Annotated in this window: 13 protein-coding genes; 5 read left to right on the forward strand and 8 right to left on the reverse strand. The window is 71.1% G+C overall.

Going from position 1 to position 13825, the window contains the following annotated elements; genetic code table 11:
* Nucleotides 1-46: 46 nt before the first annotated feature.
* The gene (locus ACQG07_RS09585) at nt 47-2899 is read right to left on the reverse strand and encodes a hypothetical protein (protein ID WP_426738119.1); all 2853 of its coding nucleotides are present in this window, start codon (nt 2897-2899) and stop codon (nt 47-49) included.
* A gap of 48 nt (nt 2900-2947) precedes the next feature.
* A complete protein-coding gene (locus tag ACQG07_RS09590; RefSeq protein ID WP_426738120.1) occupies nt 2948-3607 on the reverse strand; it encodes a HEAT repeat domain-containing protein in 660 nt (219 codons plus the stop codon).
* A gap of 106 nt (nt 3608-3713) precedes the next feature.
* Here ACQG07_RS09590 and ACQG07_RS09595 point away from each other — a divergent pair, with 106 nt between their 5' ends.
* Nucleotides 3714-4040: an NIPSNAP family protein gene (locus ACQG07_RS09595; protein WP_426738121.1), complete on the forward strand. Its 327-nt coding sequence runs from the start codon at nt 3714-3716 to the stop codon at nt 4038-4040.
* Nucleotides 4041-4069: 29 nt separating this feature from the next.
* Here ACQG07_RS09595 and ACQG07_RS09600 read toward each other — a convergent pair whose 3' ends face one another.
* Both ACQG07_RS09600 and ACQG07_RS09605 read right to left on the reverse strand, forming a co-directional pair.
* Nucleotides 4070-5152 carry a sensor histidine kinase gene (locus tag ACQG07_RS09600; RefSeq protein ID WP_411557552.1) on the reverse strand — a complete coding sequence of 361 codons (1083 nt, stop codon included), beginning with the start codon at nt 5150-5152 and terminating at the stop codon, nt 4070-4072.
* Entirely contained in the window at nt 5149-5805 is a 657-nt protein-coding gene (locus ACQG07_RS09605) for a response regulator (protein ID WP_426738122.1), read from the reverse strand. Before ACQG07_RS09605 ends, ACQG07_RS09600 begins: the two co-directional genes overlap by 4 nt.
* Before the next feature lie 227 nt (nt 5806-6032).
* Between ACQG07_RS09605 and ACQG07_RS09610 the strand changes: the two genes are divergently transcribed.
* From ACQG07_RS09610 to ACQG07_RS09620, 3 genes are read left to right on the forward strand one after another with little or no spacing between them, the layout of a single operon-like run.
* Nucleotides 6033-6185, forward strand: a complete 153-nt coding sequence (locus ACQG07_RS09610; protein WP_426738123.1) for a hypothetical protein — start codon at nt 6033-6035, stop codon at nt 6183-6185.
* Complete coding sequence (gene rffA / locus ACQG07_RS09615; protein ID WP_426738124.1) at nt 6185-7408, forward strand: dTDP-4-amino-4,6-dideoxygalactose transaminase; 1224 nt, start codon at nt 6185-6187, stop codon at nt 7406-7408. The genes ACQG07_RS09610 and rffA overlap by 1 nt, the downstream gene beginning before the upstream one ends.
* A complete protein-coding gene (locus tag ACQG07_RS09620) occupies nt 7399-8631 on the forward strand; it encodes a glycosyltransferase family 1 protein (protein WP_426738125.1) in 1233 nt (410 codons plus the stop codon). The genes rffA and ACQG07_RS09620 overlap by 10 nt, the downstream gene beginning before the upstream one ends.
* Before the next feature lie 33 nt (nt 8632-8664).
* Here ACQG07_RS09620 and ACQG07_RS09625 read toward each other — a convergent pair whose 3' ends face one another.
* The 4 genes from ACQG07_RS09625 to ACQG07_RS09640 all read right to left on the reverse strand — a co-directional run bounded on the left by ACQG07_RS09625 (nt 8665) and on the right by ACQG07_RS09640 (nt 12686).
* On the reverse strand, nt 8665-9171 hold the full coding sequence (locus ACQG07_RS09625; RefSeq protein ID WP_426738126.1) for a hypothetical protein: 507 nt from the start codon (nt 9169-9171) through the stop codon (nt 8665-8667).
* Nucleotides 9172-9298: 127 nt separating this feature from the next.
* The gene (locus ACQG07_RS09630) at nt 9299-10627 is read right to left on the reverse strand and encodes an MFS transporter (protein WP_426738127.1); all 1329 of its coding nucleotides are present in this window, start codon (nt 10625-10627) and stop codon (nt 9299-9301) included.
* Nucleotides 10627-11643 carry an alpha/beta hydrolase gene (locus ACQG07_RS09635; RefSeq protein ID WP_426738128.1) on the reverse strand — a complete coding sequence of 339 codons (1017 nt, stop codon included), beginning with the start codon at nt 11641-11643 and terminating at the stop codon, nt 10627-10629. The genes ACQG07_RS09630 and ACQG07_RS09635 overlap by 1 nt, the downstream gene beginning before the upstream one ends.
* Complete coding sequence (locus ACQG07_RS09640) at nt 11640-12686, reverse strand: alpha/beta hydrolase (protein WP_426738129.1); 1047 nt, start codon at nt 12684-12686, stop codon at nt 11640-11642. Before ACQG07_RS09640 ends, ACQG07_RS09635 begins: the two co-directional genes overlap by 4 nt.
* A 110-nt stretch (nt 12687-12796) precedes the next feature.
* On the opposite strand from ACQG07_RS09640, the gene ACQG07_RS09645 reads away from it, so the two are divergent.
* On the forward strand, nt 12797-13804 hold the full coding sequence (locus ACQG07_RS09645; RefSeq protein WP_426738130.1) for a LacI family DNA-binding transcriptional regulator: 1008 nt from the start codon (nt 12797-12799) through the stop codon (nt 13802-13804).
* The last annotated feature ends 21 nt before the right edge of the window (nt 13805-13825 follow it).

A 13825-nucleotide genomic window follows, 5' to 3' on the forward strand; every position in this document is an offset into this window, starting at 1 on the left:
CTGACCCGACAGGGCTTGACCCGCCGTATCGCGCGGGTCGTGGCGGTCAAGCGCGCGGCCTGGCCCACATGACGACGCCGTACCAGGCGATGACCGCTACGACGCCGGCGATCAGCCCACCGAGGACGAGGTCGCCGAACGGGTCGTCGCCCGCGACGCCGTTCAGGGTCCAGATGCCCAGGATCACCGCGGCGGCGAGGGCCGACGGGGTCAGCCAGCGCACCGCGTCGCGGAGCAGACCCGGCTTCGGGGCCCGGCGCCGGGCCGACCCGAGGGCGCCGATCACGGAACCGAGGATGGCAAGCCCGGCGAGGACCACCGTGAGGAGCCCCGGTGCCAGGGCAGCCGTCCGAGCCCAGCCGGCGGCGCCGGCGTCGGTACCGGCGACCGTCCCGGCGGGGAGGTCGAGGACCACACCGAGGTCGTCGCCACGGACGTCGAGCGACCACCGGCCGTCGTCGTCCGGCGCGAGATCGATGGTTGCCGTCTCGCGACCGGAATCCCCCTCGGACGCGGCCGGTCGCCAAGCCCCTGCCTCGGTGGGGGTCCACCCGGCATCGACGGCGTCGTCGAGGAGTTCGTCGTCGGCGGTGAAGCTGAGCCGGAACGGCCCCTGCGCGACGTCCTCGTCCCAGGCGACGCCGCTCGTCCAGCCGTCGAGGAGCGCGACCCAGCTGACCCGGTCGACGTCCCGTCCCTCGACGGTCGCGGAGACGGCCGGCCTCGTGGCGGTCGTCTGGATCACGACGTCGTGCAGGCCGGTGCGCACGTCGGCGAAGGTCGTGCGGAGCAGCAGCCGACCCTCCGCGCGTTCCGTCGTGAAGGGCGCATCATCGCCGTCGACCGTCACCCGGTCGACCGTGAGGCCGAGGTCCTGGCCGTCGACGACGGCGGGCCATTCGCGCACCACCTGTGCGGGCACCGAGCCCTCGTCGGAGAAGTCCACACCGAGCCGTTCGGTGACGCGTAGTCGCGCGCCGTCGCCGTCGGTCCGCGTGAGCTCCGCGTCGAGGTCGGCTGTCGCGATCGTCGTGAGGGTCGATCCGGGGATGTCGCCCGTGTAGGAACGGGGTGTCTCGGACTCCAGCGACGGCGCCGGGAGGACGTTCACGGCGACGATCGCGCCGACGACGAGCAGCACGGCGAGCACCCGGACGGCGATGCGCGGTCCGGTCAGGAAGCCCGCTCTCGACCCGTCGGCGCGCGAGGCGCGATCGGCCGCGGCCGCCGGCATCGTGATCTCCGGGGCGATCAGCGCGGCGACCCGTCTGCCCGTCACCCGAGGCGGAGCGCCGAGCACGGCGTAGGGCAGGAGGCGGTCGCGCAGGGTCGCGCGATCGAGCAGCTGCGTCCGCTCGGCGTAGACACGAATCCCGAGGAGGTGCTGCTTCACGAGCGCACCCCTGCGGGTCAGCGGCCGGGCGGTCAGGGCGATCGCGAGCACGATGGCGGCGAAGACGGTGGAGAGGGCGACGAAGGCGAGCGGCCACCACACCACCGCGAGCACGGTCTGATGGGAGAGCTGCCGGACGATGCCCCACTGAAGGAGGGTCAGCGCGATCGGTGCGGCGATGAACCAGTCACGCACGAAGCCCTTCGGCACCCGGCGGAGACCCGCCTGGATCTGCCCGGCGCGTTCCGGCCCGGTGAGGTACCGACGCAGGGCACGGGGTCGGTCGCCCAAGCGGCCGGCCCGCTTGGCGGCACCGGCCGCCGCGATGAGGCGCGCCTGTCGTTTTGCCTGCTGCTTCGTGCCGCTCACCGCGGCGTCCTTGAGTTTTTCGGCGAGCTCCATCGTCGCGGGCGACCGGAGGAGGTGCGCGGCGATGCGCGGCGAGATGCCCTCCGGCGGTTCCGACTGGGCAAGGTACCACGGACGTCCACGCGCGTCACCCCACGCGACCGCACGGGCCGCGAACGACAGCAGGAGCGTCGCAGCGAGGACGAGCATCGGCAGGACGGGTCCGAAGGTCTGCACCCAGAAGATCCAGGACTGCGGCGGCATCGTGATCGAGCCGGCCTCGAACGGCATGGTGAACCGCACTTGAGCGTGCGGCGGGAGGGCCTGGTCGATGACAAACGCGTAGGTTACCTCGCCGGGTGGCGCGTCAGCCTCGGGAGTGAGCCAGACCCCGCCGTTCACGAGCGTCCAGGCCATCGTGCCGCGCGGTTGCCGGACGAGACGGTCGTCGAGCTCCTGTGGGATGGTCACCCGCACATCGAGTTTCGCCACGGCCTGCTGCAGGTCGGGGCCGAACACGTCCCATCGGAGGAGGTCGACGGGCTGCCCGGTGGCGGGGTCCGGAGCGACGTAGGCGAGATCGGAGAGCTGGTACCGGATGACGAGCTCGTGGTCGCCCGTGAGTTGCTCACCGGGGTCGACGACGAGCCGGAGGAAGACCGCTGCCCGCTCCCGGGTCACGTCCTGCTTCACACCGTCCAACGTCACCGTGATCGCTGACGGGTCGAGGGCGTGACCCTGGTACTCGGTCGCGAGCACGCGTTCGATCGTGCGGTCGTCGAGGTCCTTCGGGAAGAACGCGTCGATACGCTCCTGGACGTCGGTGACGAGTCGGCCGTTCTCGTCTGTCGTCACGCGGTAGTCGGCGCTGAAGGAGCGGGCGATCCAGGTGTCGGTGACGTCGGATGCCTCGTCGGTGAGGTCGTCGAGAGTGAGGGGCGGGTTGATGACCGGGCCGACGAGGAGGAGGATCCCTCCGATGGCGACGAGCCCCCAGAGCTGCCACAGCCCGCCGCGGAGGCGGGAGCCGCCACGCGACTGCAACCATCGCTCGACCCGCAGGAGCCAGGCGGAGAGGACGGTCCACAGTGGCGTGTGCCGTGGCGCGGGATCCGGGATGCGGGTGTCGGGTTCGCCCACGCCGTCCGGTTCCGTCACGTCGTCGAGTGTAATCCCGTGGCGCCGAGCGACAGTCCGTGGACCGGCTCAGTCACCCTGGCGGAGCGAGTGCTGGGCCTCCTGCATCGCCTCGTCGAAGTCCAGTTCGGGGTCGTGGAGGATCCGGGCGGTCGCGCGAGCGTGCGCGCGGGCCTCGCGCTCGACCGCCTCGGATGCGGCTGTCTGCTCGACGGGTTCGATCGAGGGCTCGCCGATCGTGGCGAACGCACGCGTGAGGCTGAGCTGCACCTCGCGGTCGCCCCGGCCGAACTGCCTCGCCAACAGCTCGGCGAGCGCCGACGCCTCCCGCTCCGGGACGACCCCTGCGGCGGTGCGCCAGGCGGCTCGGGCGACCAGATCCTCCTCGTCCTCCAGCAGTGCGAGGGTGATGGCCGGCCAGGTGCGTTGGTCTCCGGTCTTCGAGAGGGTGTGCAGCGCCTGGCTGCGTGCCTGTGGGAAGACCGACCCGAGCTCCTCCATCAGGCGAGGGACGGTCACCTCGGGGTCGTGCCGCACGAGTGCCCAGGTCAACATGTCGCGCACGAAGAAGTCGGGCTCGACGGCGCAGCGGTCGACGAGCACCTCGATGTAGGCGGTCCTCGGGGTGGTGCCCGCGGCGAGCGCAGCCTGGAGCCGGTCTGAAGAGGCCGGCACGCGGAGGGCGCGGGCGAGCCCGTTCGCGGCGGCGTCGTCGTATTCCGAGGACATCTCGACCACCTTCCGGGGTGTGGGGACGGGTTTCCAGCGTAGGTGTCCGGTGACGCCGACGGCCCCCTATGACGGCGCTCGTCGCGCGGACGGCCAGACTGGACCCATGATCACCATCCACCTCCGCTACCAGATCGACCCCGAGCAGCTCGACACCTTCACCGAGTACGGGCGGCGCTGGATCCGCCTCGTGAACCGGCTCGGTGGCGACCACCACGGCTACTTCCTCCCCGCGGAGGGCGACAACGACGAGGCGTTCGCGCTGTTCAGCTTCCCCTCGCTCGCCGCCTACGAGCAGTACCGCATCGCCGCGACGACGGATCCGGAGTGCATCGAGGCCTACGAGCTCGTACGGGGCACCGGCTGCATCGTGCGCTTCGAGCGTCGCTTCCAGACGCCGCTCTTCGGCGACGAGGCGGACCGCCGACCCTGAGCCTCAGTGACCCTGAGCCACGGTGAGCGTCAGTAGGGCGCGCGGAACGTCAGGGTGAACCGGGTCGGCGCGTCCTCGGTGAGGAGGGACCCGTTCAGGAGTTCGGCGCGTTCGCTCAAGCCGACGAGGCCGTGGCCCGCGGACGACCACGAGCTGTCCGACGTGCGTGCGGGTCGGGCGTTCCGGATGACCACGGTGACCTCGTCTGCGGAGGCTTCGGCGCGCACGTCGACCGCGGCGCCCGGCGCATGCTTCCGCGCGTTCGTCAGTCCCTCCTGCACGGTCCGGTAGATCGCCCGCTGCACGGGTGCGGGGAGGCCGTCCGGCAACTCGATGGCGGAGGTGACGGCGATGCCGCTGTCCGCGATCAACCGGTCGAGGTCGTCGACCGTCGGTTGCGGGGCCAGCGGCGCATGACCGGTCTCCGCGCGCAGCAGCGTCACCATGTCCCGCAGCTCGTCGAGCGTGCGCGACGCGAGCGAGCGGATCGTCACCGCCATGCGTTTCGTGCCGGGTTCCTCGGTCTGCACCTGGATCGCCCCGGCCTGGACGGCGATCAGACTGACCTGGTGGGAGACGACGTCGTGCATCTCCCGGGCGATGCGCGTGCGCTCCTCGACGAGGACGTCGGAGGCGATGCGCGCCCGCTCGCTGCGTCGGATCTGTTCGAGGTCGTGTATGCGGTCGAACAGTTCGCGGCGGGTGCGGACGAGCAGACCGAAGGCGATCGGTGCCGCGGCGTAGAGCGCGGCGTACACGATGGACAGGATCGTGTAGTTGGGCGACGTCCACCCCCACCACGGCACCGCGGCGAGGACGAAGACCACCGCGCCGGTCGTGACGAGCCGCCAGCGTCGACGTTCCCGCACCGCGACGGAGAAGAGCGACGCCAACCCGGCCAGGGTGGCGAGGTTGAGGGTGAAGGCCGGCACGGCGAGGAGGAGCGACAGCCACGGCCAGCGCCGCCGGAAGACGAGGCCGACGGCGGCGGCGATCGCCAGGCCGGACTCCCAGGGCGTCGCCCACTCGAGCGTCGTCAGGCTCTCGACGGCCGCCGCCGCGATGAGGGCGAGTTCGAGGAGGACCGACCAGAGCCGGGAGCGCCGCTTCACCGGGGCTCCGCCTCGTCGCCACGAACGCCGGCACGCTCAGCGATGATGGCGGCTTCGAGTCGGGTCGTCACCTCGAGTTTGCCGAGGATGGCACTCACGTGGTCCTTCACGGTCGCGCGGCTGAGGTGCAGTGCCTCGCCGATCTCGGTGTTGGACGCGCCGGTCCTGAGCGCGGCGAGCACATCCTGTTCGCGGCCGGTCAGCCCGGACAGCCGCTTCGCCGCCTCGCGGTCGGCGGTGCGGGCAAATCCGCCGACGAGCGTCCGGGACACCTGTGGGGAGAGCACGATGCCGCCCGCGGAGAGGGACCGGAGCAGCATGGGGAGCTGCTCCGGGTCCGTGTCCTTCACGAGGAACCCCGCGGCGCCGCTGCGGAGGGCGCGGGCGATGTAGTCGTCGGAGTCGAAGGTGGTCAGGATCGCGACGACGGGCGGGTCGTCCCAGGTCTGCAGTTCGTCGAGGATGTCGAGCCCGTCGCGCCCGGGCATGCGGACGTCGAGGAGGACCACGTCGGGACGGCTCGAGCGGATCGCCTCCACGGCGTCGATCCCGTCGACCGAGGCGACGACCTCGATGTCCTCGACGGCACCCAGGATGAGTTCGAATCCGGACCGTACCAACGCCTCGTCGTCGACGATGGCCACTCCGATCACGGTGTCCTCCTCAGCTAGACTCTCACCCTACGAGTCCCGGGAAGCGGCCGGCGACGGCCGGGAGGCGGAACCCGCCAGGTGGCGGGGGTGGAATAGCCCGCAGCAGGATGCGGGTCGTGCCCGCCGAGGCGGAGACTGAATCGCTTGGTCCCGTGGAGCGGAACCTGGCGCGTCCGGGATCGACGATCTCGGACGGACGATGGGGGAGCACGCATGGGGGACATCACGTGAGGTCACGACAGGGGAGTGGCGCGCGCCGCCGGACCGGCGTCGACGACGCGCCGACGGTCGGTATCGGGATCCTCGCGTCCGTCGGCGTCATCCTGTTGCTGGTCCTGGCCGGCGCGTTCGTCACGACCCTGGCCCTCGGTGGTCGTTGATGGTCGAGGTTTCCCTCGCGCAGCGGATCCCGCTGTCGAAGCCCTTCCACGCCGCCGGTGAACTCGAACAGCTCGAACGCGTCCTCGCCGGAGACCACGTCCACGGCGACGGTGCCTTCACCGCGTCGGCATCCGAGCGCCTCAGGGACCTCACGGGCGCGCAGCACGTGCTCCTGACCACCTCGGGGACCCACGCGCTCGAGATGATGACCCGCCTGATCGGCGTCGGTCCCGGCGACGAGGTCATCCTGCCGACCTTCACCTTCCCGTCGGCGGCGAACGCGGTGGTCCTCACCGGCGCGACGCCGGTCTTCGTCGACAGCGACCCGGTGACGGGCAACCTGGATCCCCAGCACGTCGCGGACGCCATCGGACCACGCACGCGGGCGATCTCGATCATGCACTACGGCGGTGTCCCGGTGGACGTGCCGGCGTTCCAGCAGCTCACGGGCGAGCACGGGCTGCATCTGCTCGAGGACAACGCGCACGGCCTCGGGGTCGCCGGCGACGGTGTCCGCCTCGGCACGGTCGGAGCGATGGCGGCCCAGAGCTTCCACGACACGAAGAACGTGCACTGCGGCGAGGGCGGCGCCCTGCTCATCTCCGATGAGACCGTCCTGCTCCGCGCCGAGATCATGCGCGAGAAGGGGACCGATCGGGCCCAGTTCCTCCGCGGGCAGGTCGACAAGTACAGCTGGGCGGACCTCGGGTCGAGCTACCTGCCGAGCGAGCTCAACGCCGCCGTCCTCGACGCCCAGCTCCGCGACTTCGACGTCATCCAGGGGCATCGGCATCGCATCTGGGACCGCTATGCGGCCGAACTCGCCGAGTGGGCTCACGATCGCGGCGCGACGCTCATGGACCCGCCCGGTGGTGTGCACGCCGCGCACCTGTTCTTCCTCCTGCTGCCGGATGCGCCGGTGCAGCAGGAGTTCCTGCGGCACCTTCAGGCGCACGGTGTCGGAGCGGCCTTCCACTACGTGCCGCTGCACTCGAGCGCGGCGGGCCGGCGCTACGGCAGAGTGGTCACCGAGCCGCAGCACGCGGTCCGGTTCGCCGAGCGTCTCGTCCGGCTCCCGTTGTGGCCCGCCATGACGGACGACGAGGTGGACCGGGTCATCACGGCGGTCCGCGCGTTCGGACCCGTGACAACAGCGACACCAGCAGCACCTGCGGCACTCGCAGCGACGGCATCGACGGGACAGGACTCCAGATGGGCATGATCGGGCAGGGGCTCCGAGCCATCCGCGGCGAGGGCGTCCGGTCGACGCTCTGGCGCGCCGCGCACTTCGCCGACGGACGGTTCAACCCGATGCGGCGCAAGCCGACGGACCTGTACCCGAGCGACGCCATCGCCGCGGACTGGACGGTGCCGCGGAACTTCAACGCCGCCGAGTTCCCGGAGCGCCCGTACGACGTGGCGTGGTTGATCTCGCCGCCGAGCCGGACCTCGGGCGGGCACCAGAACGCCTTCCGGTTCATGGAGTTCCTCGAGCGCGCCGGGCACCGGCTCACGATCTACCTGTACCAGGCGTCGGCCCAGCCCGCGGTCGACATCCCCGGGATCCGGGCGATGATGGCCGCGAGCAGCGCGTACCCGGAGCTGCAGGCCGACCTCGTCCGGTACGACCCGACGACCGGCATCGCGCCGGGCGCGGACGTCGTCGTGTCCTCCGACTGGCAGACGGCCTACCCCGCGTTCCGCTACGAGGGGGCGGCCAAACGGTTCTCCTTCGTGCAGGACTTCGAACCGTGGTTCTACCCGGCCAGCAGCGAGTACGTGCTCGCGGAGAACACCTACCGGTTCGGATTCCACGGCTTCTCCGCTGGGCCGTGGCTCGCGCAGAAGGTCGCGGACGAGTACGGGATGAGCTGCGACCACTTCGACTACTCGGTCGACAAGCAGCACTACTCGCACGTGAACGACGCGCCTCGCACCGAGATCCTGTTCTACGCCCGCCCGCCGACTCCTCGACGCGGCTGGGAGATCGGCGAGCTCGCCCTGACCGAGTTCCACCGACTGCGGCCCGACATCACGATCAACCTCGTCGGCTGGGACATGTCGGGATACGAGACCGGGTTCCCGTTCGTCAACCGGTCGGCGATGGACATCTCGGAGCTCAACGCGGTCTACAACCGGTGTGCCGCGGGTCTCGTCCTCTCGCTGACCGACATGTCGTTGTTGCCGCTCGAGATCATGTCCTCCGGCGTCGTGCCCGTCGTCAACGACAGCCCGAACACGACCGGGGTGCTCGACAGCGAGCACATCGAGTACGTCCCGTTGTCGCCAGCGGCCATCGCCCGTCGCCTCGTCGACATCGTCGAACGGCCCGACGCGGTCGAGCACGCGAAGCGGATCTCGGCGTCCATCACCGCCGCGGACTGGTCCGACCCGGGCACGCAGTTCGTGGCGCAGTTCGAGCGCGCGATGCGCACGTCGATCTGACGCGCCTCCGCCGGGTCGGCCCGCTAGGACCGGTCAGCCCGCCCGCACCTGTCGGCCACGCGAGTCGATGTCGGGCACCGTGGCGGTGGTGGCCGCTTCGCGCGAGCCGAGGGCGGTGAGTGCAAGCTCGACCGCCTCCCGCACGCTCAAGCCGGTCGCCGTGAGGGTGTTCAGCTGCGTGAGGGCCTCGGGATCCACGATGACGACCGAGACGGGCGACTCGGGCCCCGCCTCGCCCACGGCGGACCCAGCGCGAGCCCGACGGGTGGTGAGCCCGCGAGCGATCCACGCCCGGTTCCGCTCGACATCGATCTTCAACAACCGTTGGTTGTTCCGGACCCGTTCGGCGACGAGTCTGCCCTCGTGGATGTCGGAGTACACCTGCCAGCGCGGGTAGAGGAGCCGGGTCGCGAGGTCGGTCGGTCGCAGGGGGACCGGGAGGTCGTCGATGAAGTCCTGCAGCACGGCGTCGGCGAGCGCCTCGCGGAGCGGTCGCCGCTGCAGGGTGTCGTCGGGCGAAGCTGGGAACGGCAGGGTCATGGGGATCCGGTGGTCAGAGGTCGGGTATGGTCCAGTGTCACTCCGGGTCCTGCGCCCCGGGTGGACTCCACCTGGAAACCACCCCGGAACCAACCCCTGCAATCCGTTGACCGTGCAAGTGCCGGTCTCATCGCACGGACCTGATCGGCAGCACGGCGAGTCCGCCCAGGACGGCGAACACGATCGCCGCGACATACAGCGCGTGATAGTTCTCCCCGCCACCGAGCGCGAGCAGGGGGACGGCGACGATCGGTACGAGCAGCTGTGGGAGCTGGTACGACAGTGAGACGATGCCGAGGTCCTTGCCGGCCTCGTCGAACGACGGCAAGACCTCCGTCATGAGGGCGATGTCGACGGACACGTAGGCCCCCTGAGCCGCTCCGACGATGAAGATACCGACGAGGAACACGGTGACGTCGGGGGAGATGATCGCGACCCCGAGTCCGACCGCGCTCAGGAGGCTGGAGACGAGCACGATCGGCTTGCGTCGCCCGGTCCGGTCGGAGATCCAACCGAACAGGACCGTCATGACGATGTTCCCGACCGTGAAGATGATGAGCGCGTTCGCCTGGACACCCGACGCCTGTTCCTTCGGGATGCCCAACTGGTCGATGATGAAGAACAACAGGTAGATCGACACCGAGACGATCGACATCGTCACGAGCAGGCGGCAGGCCCACGCCCAGAAGAAGTCGCGATAGCGCACGGGGTTCAGCCAGTACGTGGACAAGATGTCGGCCACGCGCAACGGCGGAGCAGGTACCGTCCGCACGATGTCCCGGAGCCCGAACACGAGCGCGGTGCTCAGGACGCCGCCGATCAGGCCCGGCACGACGAACCAGGTCCACCGCGCGTCGTTGGGGAGAGCGGCGACGATCTGCGCGCCGACGATCAGGGCGAGCCCGCCCGAGACGCTGGCGGCGGCTGCGACGCGCGCCCGGATCCGCGCCGGGATCTGATCGGCGAGCAGCGCGTGCACCGCCATGTTCGTCGCACCGAAGCCGAGCTGCACGATGCTCCACCCCAGGATCGTCACCGTGAGGCTGTCGCCCGTCGCCAGGATCGCGACCCCGCCGAGCGCCACGACCGCTCCGCCGAGCATCCACGGCCGCCGCATCCCGAATCGCGAGAGCGAACGGTCGGACAGCCGGCCGAACAGCGGCGTGATGATCATGATGACGACGCCGCCGACCGCCGCGACGATCGAGAGGTTCGTCCCCTTCGTCGCGTCGTCGAGGAACGCGAGGGCCTTCGGGATCGACGCCCCGCTGATGGTGCCGAGCGCCAGCGTGACCCCGAACCAGGCCAGGACGAACAGCGGCAGGAAGCCGCGCGCCTGCGGGGACCCGGGGACGGCGTCCGGATCGACCGCCGCGACGGGGACGGCGTCACCGATGCGCGGCTCCGGCTCTGCTGGCCCCGTGGACGGACCGGTGGGTGGGGTGAGAGCTGACATCATCGTCTCCTCGGCTGGATCGGTTCGGGCACGAGCGGGTTCGTCCCGTAGGCTTCACGGAGCGCGGTGGCCTGGACCGCCTGCCACTCCCTCGCGCCCGCCATGACGGCCGTGAGACCACCCGACGCATGGACGTGGCCGCGCCCGATCCACGTCACCGACGGGACCCCCGCCTCCACGAGTCGCCGTCCGTACGCCAGACCCGCGTCGCGGAGCGGGTCGTGCTCGGCGACCTGGATCAGCGTGGGCGGCAGGTCCGAGAGGTCGTCGGCCTCGAGCGGGGAGGCGTAGGCGTCCGCCGCACGCGGACCGCCGAGGTAGAGCGGCACGAGTGCCTCCGCGTCGTCCAGCCCGAACCCGCGCGCGTACCGGGTGGCGGAGTCGCCCGACGGGGTCAGCGACACCGCGGGGACCTCGAGCGCCTGATGGACGAGGGGGAGGTCACCCGAGTCACGCAGGTGGAGGACGGCGCTCGCCGCGATCCCGCCACCCGCCGAGTTGCCGGCGATGCCCAGGCGGCCTGGATCGACGTCGAAACGGCTCGGGCCTGCTTCGGAGGTCAGGACCCGCAGGGCGTGGATGGTGTCGTCGACGGCGGCCGGATAGGGGTGCTCGGGTGCGAGCCGGTATCCGAGCGCGACGACCTGGATCCCGGCGGCGAAGGCCCGGGCGGCGAGCAGTCGGTCGTTCAGGAGCTCGTGGACGGTGCCGGACGTGAAGCCGCCGCCGTGCAGCGCGAGTTGGGTCGGCGCCGGAGACGGGAGTCCTTCCGGGCGGTACCGGCGGAGCTCGAGCCGGCCGGCCGGTCCGTCGATCCAGCTCGTAGTGATCTCGACCGACGGTGGTGCGGGTTCGGTGAACTCCTCCGCCAGGAGGTCGGAGAGCCGCCGCGCCGCCTGCCGACGGAGGGCGAGGTCCGAGGAGCGGAGTGCCGGCAGCTGCTCCGCGTGCTCCTCGATCCGCGCAGCCCAGGCGAGGATGCCCGGGTCCAGCCGCAGCTCCTCCACGGACGTCACCGCGAGGCCTCCGCCGGCTCGCGGAGCGGCGCGCCGTAGCTCACCGGGTCCTCGTGCAGCGTCCGCAGGGTCGTGATGACGTCGCGATGCAGGTGGTCTGCCGCCGGGACATGACCGGTCAGCCCGCCGGAGGTGTGCGTCTGCCCGATGTACCGGACGCAGCTCACCGGCACGCCGGCCTCGCTCAGCACGCGGGCGTAGGCCTCGCCGTCTCCGCGGAGTGGGTCCATCTCCGCCGTGTAGATGACGGCCGGTGGCAGATCCCGGTGGTCGGTCGCGAGGAGTGGCGACGCGTACGGTTCGTGCTGCGTCGCCCGGTCCGGCCCCAGGTACTGGAGCACGAGCTGGCGCGCGAGGCGACGCAGGATGGCACCCGGGACCTGCGTGATCCCCCGGGCGTCGAGGTGTCCGCGCGTCAGGTCGAGTGACGGCGCCTCGAGCAGCTGCAGCCGGATCGGCCGCTTGGCGCGGTCGCGGTTCATGAGGGTCACGGCGGCGGCGAGGTTCCCGCCCGATGATGCACCGCCGATCGCGAGTCGGTCGGGGTCACCGCCGAGTGAACGCGCGTGTTCGGCCGCCCACTCGAACACGGACCAGCACTGCTCCGGCTGGGCGGGGTACCGGACCTCCGGGGCCAAGGAGTACTCGCCGGCGACGATGATGACACCGGCCTCCCTGGCGCGGCGACGGAACCCGGCGTCCCAACCGATCCAGTCGATCCCGGCGATCGTGAAGCCACCGCCGAAGAAGTACACGAGGACGGGCCGACCACCGGACGCACCGTCGGCCAGGGCGGGGAGTCGCTGCTGGTCGGGCCAGTAGACGCGGAGCCGTGCGTCCGGGTGGCCGGGCACTCGGACGGTGTGGTCCGCGGTCGCTGCCACGAGGGTCTCGGTGCCGAGCGCCTCGGAGGACACCCGGTCGAAGGCGGCCGCGTGTGCACGCCGCCCGGCGGGATCCTTCGGCTCGGGCGTCTGCAGCGCTGCCAGACGCCCCGTGACGGCCGTGACGAACGCGTCGACGGTGGGCTTGCTCCGAGCCATGGTGTTCCTCCGATCCCGGCATCGATGCCGTGTCCGGTTCGAGTATCCGCTATCGAAGAACTTCGATCAAAGAACTTTTTACGAGCTAGGATCGTCGGAGGAGGTGCGCCATGGACCAGCGACCGCAGAAGGCGACGATCTACGCGGTGGCCAAGCGTGCCGGCGTGAGCATCTCGACCGTCTCCCTGGCCATCAACCACCCGCAGCGGGTGAACGAGGCGACGCGACGATCGGTCATCGCCGCAGCGACGGAGCTCGGTTACCGAGGTGGTGCCGCCGCGAGCGGTGCTCAGCGGATCGCCGTCGCTGCGCCGTTCTCGAGTTACGCCTCCTACTACCGCCGACTGTCGGGGATCATGGAGCGCGCCGCGATGGACTCGGTCGAGATCGTCGTGCACGACCTCCCGTCGGCGGCGGGGAGCGACAGTCCCGTCCTCGACGCGCTGCCCATGCGAGCGGGGATCGACGGCATCGTGGTGATGGGCGTGCCGCTGTCACCGGCCGCGTTGGAGTCGAAGGCGCTCCCCGGCCCGCCCGTCGTCCTCGTCGACGTCCCGGACGGCGCGCAGCGGCGACTCGGGCTGCCCTCCGTCCTCATCGACGACGAACGGGGTGGCGAACTCATCGCCCGACATCTGTCGGAGCTCGGTCACGAACGCGTGGTGTTCCTCCACGAACCGCAACGCTCCGAGGAGTACGTGTCGGCCGGCATGCTGCGGGCGCGCGGCCTCGGTCACCTGCTCTCCGTCTCCGAGGCCGTGGCCGACGTCGCCGCGACAGACCTCGTCGAAGCCGTCGGTGCCGCGCTCGAGCGGGCGTTCCTGGCCGACCCGGAAGCGACCGCCGTGGTCGCCAACCACGACGAGCTGGCCGCCGCCGCGCACCGGGCGTTCCGCGTCACCGGCGCGCACCTGCCCGAGGGCCGCTCGCTCGTCGGCTACGACGACGGACCGCTGGCGTCGGCACTCGACCTCACGACGGTCCGCCAGCCGTTCGAGGAGTCCGGGTACGCCGCGCTCGATCTCCTGCTCGGCCGCCTCTCGGGTGAGCACGCCCGAGTCTCATCGGTCCAGCTCGCACCCGACCTGGTCGTCCGAGGCACCACCTTCCGCGTCTGACCCGACCCCGCGAGCGCCCGC

The sequence above is a fragment of the Plantibacter sp. 2H11-2 genome, from assembly GCF_050031945.1.
GTDB classification, from domain to species: domain Bacteria; phylum Actinomycetota; class Actinomycetes; order Actinomycetales; family Microbacteriaceae; genus Plantibacter; species Plantibacter auratus.